Here is a 15,604-nt window from a genome sequence, read left to right on the forward strand (position 1 = left end):
GCGGGACGCTAGGTCCTCCGAGAGCCCATAGGAAGTGGTTAGCTTCTTGGGTCTGACATAATGAATGCTTATGGCAAGGGATCTTGAGGCCGCGTTGCTGCGGTCATTCGTCACCGCCGTGCGGGCGGGCAGCATCAGCCGCGCCGCGACCGCGATCGGCCATACCCAGCCCGCGCTCAGCCAGCAGTTGCGCAAACTCGAGAGCGCCGTCGGCCGTCCGCTGCTCTACCGGTCGCCGTCCGGCGTCTCGCCGACCCGGGCGGGTGAGCAGCTCCTGCCGTACGCCGAACGCATTCTTTCGCTGTCCGCACAGGCACTGACCGAAACCAGGCGCGCGCTCACCGGCCGCTGCGGCGTCGGGTTGCTCGAAGACCTCGCCGCGTCCCAGCTTCCACAGGCCCTCGCCGACCTCGCCGGGCTGCACCCCGACGCGACGCTGGAGGTGCTCACCTTTTCCAACGCCGCGATGCGGGAGGCATACGAGGCGGGCCGCGTCCAACTCGTGCTCGACGAGGCGGCGTACGTTCCCGGGCCGCCGCGCTGGACGGTACGCCGCCCGCTGGTCTGGGCGATCGGCCAGGGTGTGGACGTCGCTGCCGATCCACTGCCGGTGGTGCTGTTCTCGGACCCGTGCTTCTGGCGTACGTCAGTGCTGGAAACGCTCGAACGTGCCGATCGGCGCTGGCGGGTGGCGTTCGAAAGCAACAGCCTGCTCGGTGTGCTCGCCGCGGTACGGGCCGGGCTCGGCGTCGCGGCGCTCATGCCCGCGAACCTCGAACCGGCCATGGCCTGCCATGACGCAGACGCCCTGCCCACCCTGCCGGACGTCGAGCTCGGTCTCGCCCGGCACCCACGGACCGAAGGTGATCCGCTGATCGATGCCGTGGAGACCGCGCTACGACGCATGATCTGAGTTTCGCGGCTGGTCAGCGCGCCGATACTCGACCGGAGCCACCGCCGTACGTGCGGGTGGACCCGACCGTGGTGGTGGAGGTCGGCGCCGACGCCGACCACCCCCGCCGGCCGGCGCCGGCCCGACGTCCGGCAGGCTCTGGGGCATGGCTGGACACGCGATGGTGGCAGCGCCCCCGTACCGCCGTTGCCGGAACCGGGCGTGACCCGGCCGCCCCGCGTCGCCCCGGCCGCTGTCGTGTTCGACCTCGACGGCACGCTGGTCGACACGATGACGATCGCTCCGGCCGTCTACGTCGAGACGATCCGCGCCCTCGGCGGGCCGGACGTCTCGCCGGCCACCGTCGTCGCCACCTGGCACATCGGCCACACCCCGGTGGTGCTGGCCCACTTCCTGCGACGGCCCGTCACCGACTCGGACGTCGAGTGTTTCCACCGCCGGTTCCAGGCCGCGGTCGCCGACATACGACCGTTTCCCGGCGTGTTCGACCTGGCCGACGACCTCCGTCGGGCCGGCTGCCGGCTCGGCATCTTCACCGCCGCCCTGCGCCGGACCACGGCCCTGGTGCTGGCCGGTACCGGGCTCGACCGGCTGTTCCCGGTCGTGGTCTGCGGTGACGACGTCGCCGCACCGAAGCCCGCGCCGGACGGGCTGCGGCTGGCCTGTCGCCGGCTCGACGTCGACGTCGCCGAGACCGCGTACGTCGGCGACGCGGCGGTCGACCTCGCCTGCGCGGAGGCGGCGGGAGCGGTGGCGGTGCACGCCCGCTGGGGCGTCACCGCCGCCGGCGGCGCGGACGTGCCGCTGGTGGCCCGCCGGCCCGCCGACGTCCTCGACCTGCTCGCGGCCCTCGAGTGACCGGTCCCGCTACCGCCGGCAGGCCCAGCGCGGCTCCCAGCTGTCGGGCGGCCGGGCCGGCCGGGTCGCCACCAGGTGCCGGCGGAGCGCGGTGAGGGTGGGGTGCCGGTTGTCGGCGCGGTGCACGAAAGAGTGCGGGTAGATCGGCGTCGGGCCGCGCAGCGGGATCCGGCGCAGGTCCTGGGTGGCCGGCCAGCTGTGCCGGTCACCGGAGCCCACGAGGGTCGCCAGGTCGGCGGCGTCGGCGATCGCGTCGAGCAGCGCCGCGCTGCCGAAGTTCGGGCCGATCGCGTCGATCCGCAGGTCGAACGCCTCGGTCAGCTCGTCGTAGTAGACGGCCCACTCGGCGCCCGGCCGGATGCCCGGGATCCAGATCCGGTGCCCGGCCAGGTCGTCCGGGGTGAGGGTCGCGGCGGCGGCGAGCGGGTGGACCGCGCCGACGAGCAGTTGCAGCGGGTCGTCGAGGACCCGTTCGACCAGGATGCCGTCGGGCAGCTCGCGGGCGGGTAGCGGCACGGCTCGGAAGCTCGCGTCGATCTCCCCGGCGTGGACCGCCTCGATGGCCGCCTCCACGTTGGCGTCCGGGAGCGTGACCACGTCCAGGTCGATCCCCGGGTGGGCGCGGTAGAAGCGGTGCAGGGCCTCGGCCGGGGCGCTGCGCCGGTTCAGGACGTCCACCCGCAGCGCGCGGTCACCGGGCCGGACCGAGGCGGCGGCCCGTTCGGCGGCGCGGAGCAGCTCGCGGGCGTGCGGGAGGAACGCCTGCCCGTCGACGGTCAGCCGGACGCCGCGAGCGGTGCGGATGAACAGGGTGACCCCGAGGCCGCGTTCCAGGTTGGCCACCCGCTTGGAGACCGCCTGCTGGGTGATCCGCAGGTCGACGGCGGCTTCCTGGAACTGCCCCGCGTCGGCGACCGCGAGGAAGGTGCGTACGGCGTCGATGTCCACCGGCGGATGGTACGGACGCACAAGCGTTGGTTGTGGCTCGCCCACCCGGCGGTTGTTGGATCCCACGGACCCCGGCCTGGTCGAATCCTCGCCGTCGACGACCGGTCGTGACGGGGGGATGTGGCGTGGGGCGGCAGCGGCTGGGACGCTCGTTCGGCTGGTTGTGGTCGGCGTACGCGGCGAGCACCGTGGGCACCTGGTTGGGGTTCGGCGCGTTTCCGCTGCTGGCGATCCAGGTGCTCGACGTCGGGCCGGCCGCGGTCTCCGCCCTCGCCGCGGCCGGGCTGGCGGTGGGTGCGCTGCTGGCGCTCCCCCTCGGCCCGTGGCTCGACCGCCGGCGCAAACCGGCGGTCATGATCGTCACCAACGTCGTCCGGTGCGCGGCCCTGCTGAGCGTCCCGATCGCGTTCTGGCTCGGCCTGCTCAGCTACCTCCACCTGCTGATCGTCTCGGTGGTCGGGGCGGCGGCGAACATCGCCTTCACCGCCGCCAGCGGCGCCTACCTGAAGTCGATCGTGCGTCCCGGCCAGCTGCTGGTGGCCAACGGGCGGTTCGAGTCGACCCTCTGGACGGCCACCGCCCTGGGGCCGCCCCTGGGCGGTGCGGCCGTCACCCTGCTGGGGCCCGTCGTCACGGTGGTCGCCAACGCGGCCGGGTTCCTGCTCTCCGCGCTCGGCATCGGCATGATCCGGGACCGCGAACCGCGCCGGGCCGCGAACCGGCCGCCACGGCCGGCCGGTCGTGGTGCCGCCGCGGGTCGGCCGCGCCGCGACGACCTGCTGGCCGGATGGCGGTTCATCCTCGCCGACCGTGAGCTGCGCCGGCTGTTGCTGAACACGGTGACCGTCAACGCGCTGATCATGGCGACCGAGCCGCTGCTGGCCGTGCTGCTCCTGGGGGACCTGGGCTGGGCCGCCTGGCAGTACGGCCTGGCGTTCGGGCTGCCGTGCGTCGGCGGGTTCGTCGGCGCCCAGCTCGCCCCGCGACTGGCGGCCCGCCACGGGCGACGCCGGGTCCTGCTGGTCTCCGGCGTGCTGCGCGCACTGTGGCCGGTCGGCCTGGCCCTCGTCGTACCGGGCACGGCCGGTGTGGTGCTGGTGATCTCGGTCGAGTTGGCGCTGATCACCTGCGTGGGCGTGTTCAACCCGCTGTTCGCCACCGAGCGGCTCCAGCGGGTGCCGGCCGACCGGATCGCCCGCGTGCTGGTCGCCTGGCGGGTCACCGGCACCGGGGCGATCGCGGCGCTGACCGCGCTGTGGGGCGTGCTGGCCGCGGCCACCGGTTCCCGCGTCGCGATCGGGCTCGCCGGCGCGCTGCTGCTGGCCACGCCGTTGCTGCTGCCGTACCGCGGGAGCGGCCGGTCGGCACCCGGCGAGCCGGCCCGGCCGCCGCTGACCGCCGTGCGGTGACGCTTCTGGTCCGCCGTCGGGCCGTGCCGGCCGGCCCCTTGCCGAGACTCCTTGATCGGCGTAGGAAGGACCCACGCCCCACCCCCGGCTCCTCCCACCAGCGTCGGCTGGCGTGGCTCCGGCCACTGCGGCCACCGTCGAAGGAGATGCGTGTGACCACCCCCAGACGGCTCCGTCTCGCCGTGTCGGTGGTGGTGACGGTCGGTGCCGTACTGCTCGGCACCGCCGCCGCCGCCGAACCGCCCGCGCGGCATCCGGCCGCGCACGGCGCCTGCGACCCGATCGACCCGACGGCCTGCCTGCTGCCGTTCCCCAACGACTACTTCACCGTCCCCGATCCCGCCAGCCCCACCGGCAGACGGGTGCGGTTCACGGCCGCCGCGATGCCGGCCACCGTGCAGGGCACCCCGATCGACCCGACCGAATGGAACCGGCAGGACGGGTTCAGCCCCGGCTCGCCGATCCTGGTGCACGTGCCCGGCCTCGACGCCGCGGCCACCGGGATCGCCCCGGTCACCGACATCGGCCGGTCGCTGGCGCCGGACGCGCCGATCGTGCTGCTCGACACGGCCACCGGGAAGCGCACCCCGTACTGGGCGGAGCTGGACGCGCACGCCACCGGTCGGCCCGACCGGCAACTGCTCATCATCCGCCCGGCGGTGGCGCTCAGCGAGGGCACCCGGTACGTCGTGGCGCTGCGCGGCATGCGCGACCGGAACGGCGAGCTGATCCCGGCGCCGGCCGGGTTCCGCTCGTACGTCACCGGCGCCGGCCTCGGCCCGCGGGACCGCCGCACCCCGCAGGTCAAGCGGATCCTCGCCGAACTGACCCGGGTCGGCGTGAAGCGGCACAGTCTGCATCTCGCCTGGGACTTCACGGTGGCCAGCCGGCAGGGGCTGACCGGACGGATGCTGGCGGTCCGCGACGGGGCGTTCGCCACCCTGGGCGCGGCGGCGCCGTCGTTCACCGTCGCGCAGGTGACCGACTATTCGGAGCAGCAGGACGCGCGGATCGCCCGGCAGGTGACCGGCACCGTCGAGGTGCCGTCCTATCTGACCGGCGACGGCGGGCCCGGCTCGCGGCTGCACTACGGGCCGGCCGGCGGCGACGGGACGCCACCCACGACGTACGCCCGGCCCACCCCGTCCGGCGCGACGCTGCGGGCGGACTTCGTCTGCAACATCCCGCGCGGCGCCTCCGCAGCCGACCCGGCCCACCTCTCGCTCTACGGCCACGGTCTGCTCGGCCGGCCGACCGAGATCAACGCCGGCAACGTCAAGACCATGTCGGCGGAGTACGACTTCACCTTCTGCGCCACCAGTTGGATCGGGATGGCCGCCGCCGATGTCCCGTACGTGGCCGGCGCCTTCACCGACCTCAGCGCCTTTCCCGCGGTGGCCGACCGGCTGCAGCAGAGCTTCCTGAACTTCCTCTTCCTGGGCCGGGCGATGATCCACCCGGGCGGGTTCGCCGCCGACCCGGCGTTCCAGGACGCCGCCGGCCGGCCGCTGATCGACGTGGCGGGCGGGCTGCACTACGACGGCAACAGCCAGGGCGGCATCAACGGCGGCGCGCTCACCGCCATCGCCCAGGACTGGACCCGGTCGGTGCTCGGCGTGCCGGCGATGAACTACTCCACCCTGCTGCAGCGCAGTGTGGACTTCGCCCCCTTCCAGTCGATCATGGACGGGTCGTACCCGGACAAGGTCGACCAGCAGCTGATCTTCGCGCTGCTGCAGATGTTGTGGGACCGCGCCGAGGCCAACGGGTACGCCCAGCACATGACGGGCAACCCGTTGCCGCGCACCCCGGCGCACCAGGTGCTGATGCACGTCGCCTTCGGCGACCAGCAGGTCTCCCCCGCCGCGGCCGAGGTGCAGGCGCGCACCATCGGCGCCCGCCTGCACACCCCGGCCCTCGCCGACGGGTGGTCGCTGGACGTGCGGCCGTACTGGGGGATCAAGCCGATCCGGTCGTACCCGTACACCGGCTCGGCGATGGTGGTCTGGAACAGCGGTGCGGCGTACGCGCCGCCGCCGACCAACCTCGCCCCGGCCGGGCCGGAGTACGGCGAGGACTCGCACGAGTTCCCCCGTGCCCAGCCCGGTGCCCAGGAGCAGAAGGCGACGTTCCTGCTCACCGGCAGGATCATCGACGTCTGCGCGGGACGGCCCTGCCCGTGACGCGGTGACCGGCCGCGCCGGACGGGCGCGGCCGGTCCCCCACCGGGCCGGCAACCTCCGGTGCCGGTGACCGTGCGTATCCTCGGTGGGCCGCCGGGGCGACGACCCGGCCGCCTCCGATCCCGGTGCGGCCCACCGGGGAGCCGCCGGGGATCCGGCGGCGGGAGCAGGGAAGGCGGTCCACGCATGTTCAACACGGCACGCCTGCAGGTCGTGCTGGAGATCGCCCGGCACGGCACGATCGTCGCCGCGGCCGAGCAGCTCCGGCTCAGCCCGTCCGCGGTCTCCCACCAGCTCGCCACCCTGGAGCAGGAAGCCGGCGTGGCGCTGGTGGACCGGGGGCCGCGCAGCCTGCGGCTCACGGTGGCGGGCCAGCGGCTGGCCGACTACGCCCAGCAGATCGCCGATCTGATGTCGGCGGCCCGCGACGAGCTGTCCGCGCACGGGGAGGGCCGGCGGGGCGTGCTGCGGATCGGCTTCTTCGCCACCGCCGGCACGGAGCTGCTGCCGCGCGCCCTGTCGAGCTTCACCGCCGAGCATCCCCAGGTCGAGCTGGCCCTGATCCTGGGCCAGCCGCCGGAGCTGCTGCCCCGCCTCAACCAGGGTGAACTGGACCTCGTGGTGGTGTTCAACCATCCGCTGAGCCCGGTCCGGGAGGCGTCCTCCCCGGCGGTCTCCCCGCTGATGGTGGACCCGCAGCTGGTCGTGCTGCCGGCACACCACCCGCTCGCCGGGCGGCGGCGGCTACGGCTCAGCGACCTGGCCGACGAACCGTGGATCACCACCCTCGGCGTGCGGGACGAGGTGTCGGTGCTGGAACTGGCGGCCCGGGCCGAGGGGTTCCAGCCCCGGATCCGCTGTCGCAGCGACCACTACGAGGTGGTGCTGGGCCTGGTCCGGGCCGGCGTCGGCGTCGCGCTGGTGCCGTCGCTGGGACTGCGCAACCCGGGCGGGGTGGCGGTCCGTCCGCTCACCCACGCCAACCTGCACCGGGAGATCGGGGTCGCCCTGCGTCCCGGCAACCCGAATCCGGTGGTCGGCAGCTTCGTCGACCGGCTGACCGACGCCGCGGCCGGGCTCAGTCAGGAGTTGGCCGAGCGCTGGTCGCCGGCGAGCCGGTCGACCGCCGTACCCCACCGGCGCAGCTCCGCCACCGCGGCCCGCTCCGCGCCGGGCGGGAACGCCGCGACCACGGCGTAGACGACGGTGTGCGGGCCGACGACGATGCCGGCGTCGGCGCGTACGCCGGTGTCGGTGCCGGTCTTGTTCGCCACCCGGACTCCGCCGGTCGACCACGGGTCGTGCCGGATGGTGTCGGCGACGAGCGTGCGGTCGGTGTTGCCGGCGAGCCACCCGTGCAGCAGTTCCGACGCCCGCCGGCTCCGCCAGGTCCCGGTCGCCACGTCGGCGAGGAACGCGCAGAGGTCGTGGGCGGTGCCGGTGGCGAAGGTCGGCGGTACGTCGGGGCCGCGGGTGGCCCGGATCCGGTCGTGCACGGTGGTGGCGCGCAGGCCGCTGGTGCGGGCCAGGTGCTGCACGGCCTCCAGGGTCACCAACCTGAGCAGCGCGTTCGTGGCGGCGTTGTCGCTGACCGCGGCGACCGCGGTGGTGAGGTCGGCGACGGTCCAGCGACGCGGCGAGAGCAGACCGAGCAGACCGGTTCCACCCAGTGCCCGGTCGTCGTCGAGCAGGTCGACCGGCCGCTCGGCGGTGAGGGTCCCGGCGGCGAGGCGGCGGGCGACCTCGCCGAGCAGCAGCACCTTCCCGACGCTGGCCAGCGGGAGGACCAGGTCCGGGTCGAGCGAGAGGGTGCGCCCGTCGTCCAGCCGCCGGACCATCGCCCCGATCCGCACCGGGGCCGCCGGGCCGGGGCCGGTCACGGCCGTCCCCGCAGGGCGGGCTCGCGGTCCGGTACGGCGAGCACCCGCCCCGGCCGGGCGTCGGTGACCCGGTCGCCGTCGACGACTACCCGGCCGTCGACCAGCACGTGGCGGATCCCGCGCGGCGGCGCCAGCGGGTCGTCGTAGGTCGCCCCGTCGTTGACTTCCGCCGGGTCGAGGATCACCAGGTCCGCCGCGTACCCGTCGGCGAGCAGGCCCCGCTCGCGCAGGCCGAAGCGCCGGGCGGGCATCCCGGTCATCTTGTGCACCGCCTCGGTGAGGCTCAACAGCCCCACGTCGCGGACGTAGTGGCCGAGCACCCGGGCGAAGCTGCCCGCCCAGCGGGGGTGGGGCCGGCCCGGCTTGGGCACGCCGTCGGAGCAGACCATCGACAGCGGGTGGGCGAGCACCCGCCGGACGTCGTCCTCCCGCATCGAGTGGCTGATGATCGTCACGTTGCCCGCCTCGGCGGCGAGCAGGTCGCAGGCGCAGTCCACGGGGTCGACGCCGCGGACGGCGGCGAGGTCGGCGACGGTGTGCCCCTCGATGGCGGGGCTGGTGGGGGCGGACGCCAGCCGGATCAGCTCCCAGCCGCCGTTGCCGACGGTGTTCTCCCAGCCCGGCAGCCCGGCGGCCAGGTCGGCGCGGATCCGGTCGCGGACGGCCGGGTCGGCGAGGGCGGCGAGCATGGCCGGCACGCCGTCGGCGATGACCCAGGGTGGGAGCATGGCGTGCAGGGCGGTGCTGCCCGCTGTGTACGGGTAGACGTCGCAGCGGACGTCCAGGCCGTCGGCCCGCGCCCGCTCGATCCGCGCCAGGGTGCGCACGGTGGCCCCCCAGGCGTGCCGCCCGGCCGTCTTGTGGTGCGAGACCTGCAACGCCGCGCCGGCCGCGGTGGCGATCTCGATCGCCTCCTCCAGCGCCGACTCGACCTGCGACATCTCGTCGCGCAGGTGGGTCACGTACGGCTTCCCGTGTGCGGCGGCCACCCGGGCGAGCGCGATCACCTCGGCGGTGTCCGCGTTGACCCCGGGCGAGTAGATCAGGCCGGTGGACAGCCCGGCCGCGCCGGCGGTGAGCGCCTCGTCGAGCAGGTCGCACATCCGCTGGACCTCGTCGGCGGTGGCGCGTCGCTGGGCGAAGCCGACGACGGCGGCGCGGAGCGTGCCGTGGCCCACCAGGGCGGCGAGGTGGTTGCGGCGGCCGACACCCTGCGCCGCGGCGAACTCCGCGAAGGACGGGTACGTCGCGGCGGGCGGGCCGAACGTCGCACCGACCAGCTCCCGCACCGTCTCCGCGGGCCGGGCCGGGACCGGGAAGGGGCTGATGCCGCAGTTGCCGCAGATCTCGGTGGTGACCCCTTGGCGCAGCGGTGCGAACCGCAGCGCCTCCCGCTGCTCGTCGTGGCCGGCGAGCAGGTCGGAGTGGGTGTGCACGTCGATGAAGCCGGGGGTGACGACCAGGCCGTCGGCGTCCAGCATGTCGGCGGCGGCGCTGCCACTGCCGGCCGGCAGCAGCAGGAGCCGGCCGTCGCGTACGCCCACGTCGGCGGTGCGGGCGGGTGAGCCGGTGCCGTCGACGACGGTGCCGCCGGTGATCAGCAGGTCCAGCCGGGTCATCAGAGGACCTTGGAGAGGAAGGCGCGGGTCCGGTCGTGCCGCGGCGCGGCGAGCACCTCCCGCGGTGGGCCCTGCTCGATGATCAGGCCGTCGTCCATGAACACGAGGTGGTCGCCGACCTCGCGGGCGAACCCCATCTCGTGGGTCACCACCACCATCGTCATGCCGCTGGCCGCGAGGTCCTTCATCACCTCCAGCACCTCGCCGACCAGTTCGGGGTCGAGCGCCGAGGTCGGCTCGTCGAAGAGCATGAGTTTCGGTGACATCGCCAGGGACCGCGCGATGGCCACCCGCTGCTGCTGCCCGCCGGAAAGCTGCGCCGGGTAGTGGTGTGCCCGGTCGGCGAGCCCGACCCGGTCGAGCAGGTCCCCGGCCTGCCGGCGGGCTTCCGCCGTCCCGACGCCCTTCACGGCGACCAGGCCCTCCATCACGTTCTCCAGGGCGGTGCGGTGCGGGAAGAGGTGGAACCGTTGGAACACCATGCCGATCGACTCGCGCTGTCGCCGCAGCCGGGCATCCGGCAGCGGTCGCAGCCGCCCGTTGCGCTCCTCGTAGCCGATCAGTTCGCCGTCGACGTGGACCCGGCCTGCCTGGGGCTCCTCGAGGTGGTTGAGACAGCGCAGCAGGGTGGACTTGCCGGAGCCGGAGGGGCCGACCACGCAGACCACCTGGCCCCGCTCGATGACCAGGTCGATGCCGCGCAGCACCTCGATCCGGCCGAAGCTCTTGCGGAGCTGCTGGCAGCACACCATCGGCGCGGTCATCGGGCGCTCCCGCTGAAGCGCAGGTTGCGGCCGATCCGCCCGCGCAACGTGCCCGGGGCGGTGGTGCCGAAGCCGCGGCTGAACCGGCGCTCCAGGTAGTGCTGGCCGACGCTGGCGACGGTGGTGAGGACCAGGTACCAGATGGACGCGACGATGAGCAGGGCGATCACCTCGAAGTTGGTCAGGTAGAGCCGCTGGGCGACGGTCAGCAGGTCGGCGCCGGCGATCACCGAGACCAGCGAGGTGGTCTTGAGCATGGAGATGAACTGGTTGCCGGTGGGCGGGACGATGATGCGCATCGCCTGCGGCAGCACCACCCGTCGCATGATCTTCGAACGGGACATGCCCAGGGCGGCCGCGGCCTCCTGCTGGCCGGGATCGACGGCCCGCAGTCCGGCCCGGACGATCTCGCTCATGTAGGCGCCCTCGTTGATGCTGAGCCCGAGCAGCGCCGCGACGAAGCCGGTGACGAGGGCGTTCGTCTCCCAGGTCACCAGCTTCGGACCGCCGAACGGCACGCCGAGGCCGACCTCCGGGAAGATCAGCGCAATGTTGAACCAGAAGATCAGCTGCACCAGCAGCGGGGTGCCGCGGAAGAACCAGACGTAGGCCATCGCGCCGGTGCGCAGGATCCGGCTGCTGGAGGTCTGCATCAGCGCCACCACCACGCCGAGCACCACGCCGATCAGCATCGACGCGACCGTCAGCTGGATGGTGACCCAGAGGCCCTCCAGGATGACCCGGTCGAACTGGTAGGCGACGACGATGTCCCAGTGCAGGTTGGGGTTGACGGCGATGGTCCAGCCGAACCAGATCAGGACCAGGGCGGTCACGCCGGCGGCCAGCCACCGCCCCGGGCGGAGCGGGTGGCTGATCCGGTTCGGCTGCGCGAGGTCGGGCCCGTCGGGCGCCGGGCCCGCGCCGGCCGTGTCCTGCTTGTCGACCGTACGGTCCACCGGCGTGCTCACTTCTGGTCGTTGACGGTGGCCGCTTGGACGGCGCTGCCGGTCACGCCCCACTTCTCCAGGATCTTGGTGTACTCGCCGCTGTCGATCAGCTCCTGGAGCGCCCGCTGCACCGCGTCGCGCAGCTGGCTGTCCTTCTTGTCGATCGCGATGCCCCACGGGCCGGCCTCGTACTGCGCCTCCAGCACGTCGTACTTGCCGCTCTCCTGGGCGAGCATCTTGGCCACCGGGTAGTCGACGATGGTGGCGACGGCCCGTCCGGCGTCGATCTGCAGCAGGCCGGTGGGGGCGTCCTCGCTCTGCGAGATGGTCATCTTCTTCGCGCACCTGGCGTTCTGCCCCTCGCCGATGGCGAGGTTGGAGCTGCCCTTGGCGAGTACGACGGCCCGGCCGCAGAGGTCGGCGAGGTCCTTGACGCCGGCGGGATTGCCCTTGGCCACCATGATCGCGCCGCCGGCCTGGAAGTAGTCCACGAAGTCGACGGCCTTGCGCCGCTCCTCGGTGTCGCTCATCGAGGACATCGCCAGGTCCCAGCGGTCGGCCTGCAGACCGGGGATGAGCCCGGGGAAGCTGGCGTTGGTCATCTCCAGCTTCAGGCCGAGCCGGCCGGCGATGGCCGCGGCCAGGTCGGGGTCGACGCCGATCAGCTCCTGGGTGCCCTCCTTGTACATCTCCATCGGCGGGTAGCCCTCGGCGGTGGCGACCCGGAGGACACCCTTCTCCTTGAGGGCGGCGGGCACCAGGTCGGCGGCCTTGGCGTCGGCGGCGACGGAGGCGGCGGCGCCGGGCTGCGGGGTCTGCCCGCTCGTCGACCGGCCGCAGCCGGTTGCCGCGATCGAGAGTGTGACCAGACCGACGACGACGTGGAGCGCACGCTTCCTGAGCACGGTGAACCTCCTGGCTGAGCGACTGGCGGGGACCCTATCCGGGATCAGCCAGCATGAACAGCCTGAATGCTCTGCATGGTGAGCGTCAATTCGATCGACGCTCAGGTGCCGAGGTGGCCGGCAGCGCCGTGACGGCGGCCAGGTCGACCGGCAGCGCCGTGACGGCGGCCAGGTCGGGCGACCGCCGCGCCGGGTGATGACCCCTGCTGGACCGGAGGGGTAGGGCCGATCGCCACGGGGCGGCGGCGCCGGGCCGGCACACCTCGGCGGGGATCTGAGAGTGTCGTGACCGATTTCGATCAGATCGCGGTCGCGGCCCCCTAGCCGGCCCGGGCCGGACCCGGGCTCGAAATCGCGTTCCGGTCCGCCAGCCGCCGGGCCGGTGCGAGGATGAGCGCGTGCCAGCCTCGCCGGCGCTTCCGCGCCGGTCGACCCGACGCGGCAGGTGGAGAGCATGCCCAACGACCAGGAAATTCGTCCGTTCCGGCTCGACACACCGGAAGAAGCGATCGCCGACCTGCGGCGCCGGATCGCGGCCACCCGCTGGCCCACCCGGGAGCTGGTCAGCGACCGCTCCCAGGGCGTGCAGCTGGCGACCGTCCAGGAGCTGGCCCGCTACTGGACGACCGATCATGACTGGCGCGCGTGCGAGGCGCGGCTGAACGCCCTGCCGCAGTACACGACCTACATCGACGGCGTCGAGATCCACTTCATCCACGTGCGGTCGCAGCACGAGAACGCCCTGCCGCTGATCATGACGCACGGCTGGCCGGGCTCGGTCGTCGAGCTGCTCGGGGTGGTCGGTCCGCTCACCGACCCGACCGCGCACGGCGGACAGGCCGAGGACGCCTTCCACCTGGTGCTGCCGTCCCTGCCCGGCTACGGCTTCTCCGGCGAGCCGACCGAGCTCGGCTGGGATTCGAACCGCATCGCCCGCGCGTGGGCGGAGCTGATGAGCCGCCTCGGCTACCCGCGCTACGTGGCGCAGGGGGGCGACGTGGGCGCCAACGTCACGGACGCGATGGGCCGCCAGGGACCCGAGGGATTGCTCGGCATCCACGTCAACCTGCTCGCCGGGGCGATCGCCGTCAAGGACAAGCTGCCGGCGCAGTCCGAGCCGGAACGCACGGCGCACGACCGGCTCAACACGTTCACGACGGACGGCTTCGGCTACTTCCTGGAGCAGTCCACCCGGCCGCAGACGATCGGCTACTCCCTGCTGGACTCACCGGTCGGGCTGGCGGCCTGGATGCTCGACCACGACACGGACAGCTACTACAAGATGTCCCGCGCGTTCGTCGACGGCGGGCCGGTGGGCGGTCTCACCCGGGACAGCATCGTCGACAACATCACGCTGTACTGGCTGACCGGCACCGGCGCCTCGGCCGCCCGGTGGTACTGGGAATTCGGCCGGTTCCGGGCCGCCGCTGCTGCGTCCGGCCAGGCGCCACCGCCGGTCAAGGTTCCGGTCGGCTTCACCACGTTCCCCGGCGAGCTCTGGGCCGCCCCCCGCAGTTGGGCCGAGGCGGTCTACCCCGGCCTCGCCTACTTCAACGAGGTCGACAAGGGCGGCCACTTCGCCGCCTGGGAGGAACCCGACCTGTTCGCGAACGAGGTGCGGGCCACGTTCCGGCCGCTGCGGGCAGCCTGAGCCGGGGCCGTCGGCGCTTCTACTCCTCGTCGGCGAACACCACCTCGCGGCGCTTGCGGATCGTCGGGAGGACGGCGACGACCAGCGCTGCCACGGCCAGGGCAAGCAGCACCGCGGAGATCGGTCGGGTCAGGAAGACCGACGCGTCGCCGCGGGAGATGATCAGCGCGCGGCGCAGGTTCTCCTCGAGCAGCGGGCCGAGGACGAAGCCGAGCAGCAGGGGCGCCGGCTCGCAGCCGCACTTGATCAGGATGTAGCCCAGCAGCCCGAAGAGCACGATCGCGTAGACGTCGAACGCGTTGAAGCTCAGCGAGTAGGTGCCGATCGCGGCGAACAGGATGATCATCGGGAACAGCACCTGGTACGGGATGCGCAGCATCCGCACCCAGACGCCGATCAGCGGCAGGTTCAGCAGCACCAGCAGCACGTTGCCGATCCACATCGAGGCGATCAGGCCCCAGAACAGCGCCGGCTCGTCGGTGATGACGTTCGGGCCGGGGGTGATGCCGTGGACGATGAACGCGCCGACCATCAGCGCCATCACCGGGTGGGCCGGCAGGCCCAGGGTGAGCAGCGGGATGAACGACGTCTGCGCGGCGGCGTTGTTCGCCGACTCGGGGCCGGCGACGCCCTCGATCGCGCCGCGCCCGAACTCCTCCTGCCGCTTGGAGATCCGCTTCTCGACCGCGTACGAGGTGAACGAGGCCAGCACGTGGCCGCCGCCCGGCAGCACGCCGAGCGCGGTTCCCAGGCCGGTGCCCCGCAGGATCGGGGCGACGATGCGCCGCCGGTCCTCGCGGGTCGGCCAGAGGTTCTTCACCTTGCTGACCACGGCCGTGCGGGTCTGCTCGTTCTCCAGGTTGCGCAGGATCTCGGCCACCCCGAACATGCCGACGGCGACGGACACGAAGTCGATCCCGCCGTACAGTTCGCGCTGGCCGAACACGAACCGGGGCAGGCCGGTGTAGATGTCCTGGCCAACCACGCCGAGCAGGACGCCGAGCGCGATCATCGCGAGGGCCTTGAGCGTGGAGCCGCGCGCCAGCGCGATCGACACGATCAGGCCGAACAGCACGAGCGAGAAGTAGTCCGCCGGGCCGAACTGCAACGCGACGCGGGCCAGCGGTGGGGCCGCCACCGCCAGGGCGACGGTGGCCAGGGTGCCCGCGATGAAGGACCCGATCGCGGCGGCGGCCAGCGCCGGCCCGGCCCGGCCCTGGCGGGCCATCTCGTGGCCGTCCAGCGCGGTGACCGCCGCCGACGATTCACCGGGCAGGTTGATCAGGATGGCCGTGGTCGAGCCGCCGTACTGGGCGCCGTAGTAGATGCCGGCCAGCATGATCAGCGCCGTCACCGGTTCGAAGTTGAACGTGATCGGCAGCAGCATCGCCACCGTGGCCGTCGGCCCGATGCCGGGCAGCACGCCGACCGCCGTACCGAGCAGCACGCCCACGAAGCAGTAGAGGACGTTCTGGACCAGGAAGGCGGTCGAGAAGCCCAGCGCGAGGTTGTCGAAGAGTTCCATGC

The 15,604-nt window shown here is 73.2% G+C and carries 13 protein-coding genes; 6 read left to right on the top strand and 7 right to left on the bottom strand.

Annotated features, from left to right (window positions below; all coding sequences use genetic code 11):
* Positions 1-70: 70 nt before the first annotated feature.
* Together FHX32_RS28960 and FHX32_RS28965 are read left to right on the top strand one after the other, a co-directional pair.
* Entirely contained in the window at positions 71-913 is an 843-nt protein-coding gene (locus FHX32_RS28960; protein ID WP_167190237.1) for a LysR family transcriptional regulator, read from the top strand.
* 201 nt (positions 914-1,114) lie between these two features.
* Positions 1,115-1,771 (top strand): HAD family hydrolase, encoded by a 657-nt coding sequence (locus FHX32_RS28965; protein ID WP_208419462.1) that lies wholly within the window; start codon positions 1,115-1,117, stop codon positions 1,769-1,771.
* Between the two features lie 9 nt (positions 1,772-1,780).
* On the opposite strand, the gene FHX32_RS28970 is transcribed toward FHX32_RS28965, so the two are convergent.
* A complete protein-coding gene (locus FHX32_RS28970; RefSeq protein WP_167190241.1) occupies positions 1,781-2,719 on the bottom strand; it encodes a LysR family transcriptional regulator in 939 nt (312 codons plus the stop codon).
* Between the two features lie 125 nt (positions 2,720-2,844).
* On the opposite strand from FHX32_RS28970, the gene FHX32_RS28975 reads away from it, so the two are divergent.
* The 3 genes from FHX32_RS28975 (at position 2,845) to FHX32_RS28985 (ending at position 7,511) form a co-directional block, all read left to right on the top strand.
* Complete coding sequence (locus tag FHX32_RS28975; protein ID WP_167190244.1) at positions 2,845-4,128, top strand: MFS transporter; 1,284 nt, start codon at positions 2,845-2,847, stop codon at positions 4,126-4,128.
* A 146-nt stretch (positions 4,129-4,274) separates the two neighbouring features.
* Positions 4,275-6,311, top strand: a complete 2,037-nt coding sequence (locus FHX32_RS28980) for a hypothetical protein (RefSeq protein ID WP_208419463.1) — start codon at positions 4,275-4,277, stop codon at positions 6,309-6,311.
* 186 nt (positions 6,312-6,497) lie between these two features.
* Positions 6,498-7,511, top strand: a complete 1,014-nt coding sequence (locus FHX32_RS28985) for a LysR family transcriptional regulator (RefSeq protein ID WP_167190249.1) — start codon at positions 6,498-6,500, stop codon at positions 7,509-7,511.
* Here the strand turns inward: FHX32_RS28985 and FHX32_RS28990 are convergent.
* Genes FHX32_RS28990 through FHX32_RS29010 form a run of 5 tightly spaced genes read right to left on the bottom strand, consistent with a single transcriptional unit; the run spans position 7,394 to position 12,426 of the window.
* Positions 7,394-8,191: a serine hydrolase gene (locus tag FHX32_RS28990; RefSeq protein WP_167190253.1), complete on the bottom strand. Its 798-nt coding sequence runs from the start codon at positions 8,189-8,191 to the stop codon at positions 7,394-7,396. The genes FHX32_RS28985 and FHX32_RS28990 overlap by 118 nt on opposite strands.
* Positions 8,188-9,810 (bottom strand): D-aminoacylase, encoded by a 1,623-nt coding sequence (locus FHX32_RS28995; RefSeq protein ID WP_167190255.1) that lies wholly within the window; start codon positions 9,808-9,810, stop codon positions 8,188-8,190. The genes FHX32_RS28990 and FHX32_RS28995 overlap by 4 nt, the downstream gene beginning before the upstream one ends.
* Complete coding sequence (locus tag FHX32_RS29000) at positions 9,810-10,574, bottom strand: amino acid ABC transporter ATP-binding protein (RefSeq protein WP_486481389.1); 765 nt, start codon at positions 10,572-10,574, stop codon at positions 9,810-9,812. The genes FHX32_RS28995 and FHX32_RS29000 overlap by 1 nt, the downstream gene beginning before the upstream one ends.
* The gene (locus FHX32_RS29005) at positions 10,571-11,542 is read right to left on the bottom strand and encodes an amino acid ABC transporter permease (RefSeq protein ID WP_208419464.1); all 972 of its coding nucleotides are present in this window, start codon (positions 11,540-11,542) and stop codon (positions 10,571-10,573) included. Before FHX32_RS29005 ends, FHX32_RS29000 begins: the two co-directional genes overlap by 4 nt.
* Entirely contained in the window at positions 11,539-12,426 is an 888-nt protein-coding gene (locus FHX32_RS29010; RefSeq protein ID WP_208419465.1) for an ABC transporter substrate-binding protein, read from the bottom strand. The genes FHX32_RS29005 and FHX32_RS29010 overlap by 4 nt, the downstream gene beginning before the upstream one ends.
* A 454-nt stretch (positions 12,427-12,880) precedes the next feature.
* Here FHX32_RS29010 and FHX32_RS29015 point away from each other — a divergent pair, with 454 nt between their 5' ends.
* Positions 12,881-14,077, top strand: a complete 1,197-nt coding sequence (locus FHX32_RS29015; protein ID WP_167190261.1) for an epoxide hydrolase family protein — start codon at positions 12,881-12,883, stop codon at positions 14,075-14,077.
* A 19-nt stretch (positions 14,078-14,096) separates the two neighbouring features.
* On the opposite strand, the gene FHX32_RS29020 is transcribed toward FHX32_RS29015, so the two are convergent.
* The gene (locus FHX32_RS29020) at positions 14,097-15,602 is read right to left on the bottom strand and encodes a tripartite tricarboxylate transporter permease (protein WP_167190264.1); all 1,506 of its coding nucleotides are present in this window, start codon (positions 15,600-15,602) and stop codon (positions 14,097-14,099) included.
* Positions 15,603-15,604 lie beyond the last annotated feature (2 nt).

The sequence above is a fragment of the Micromonospora sp. CNZ280 genome (genome assembly GCF_011759515.1).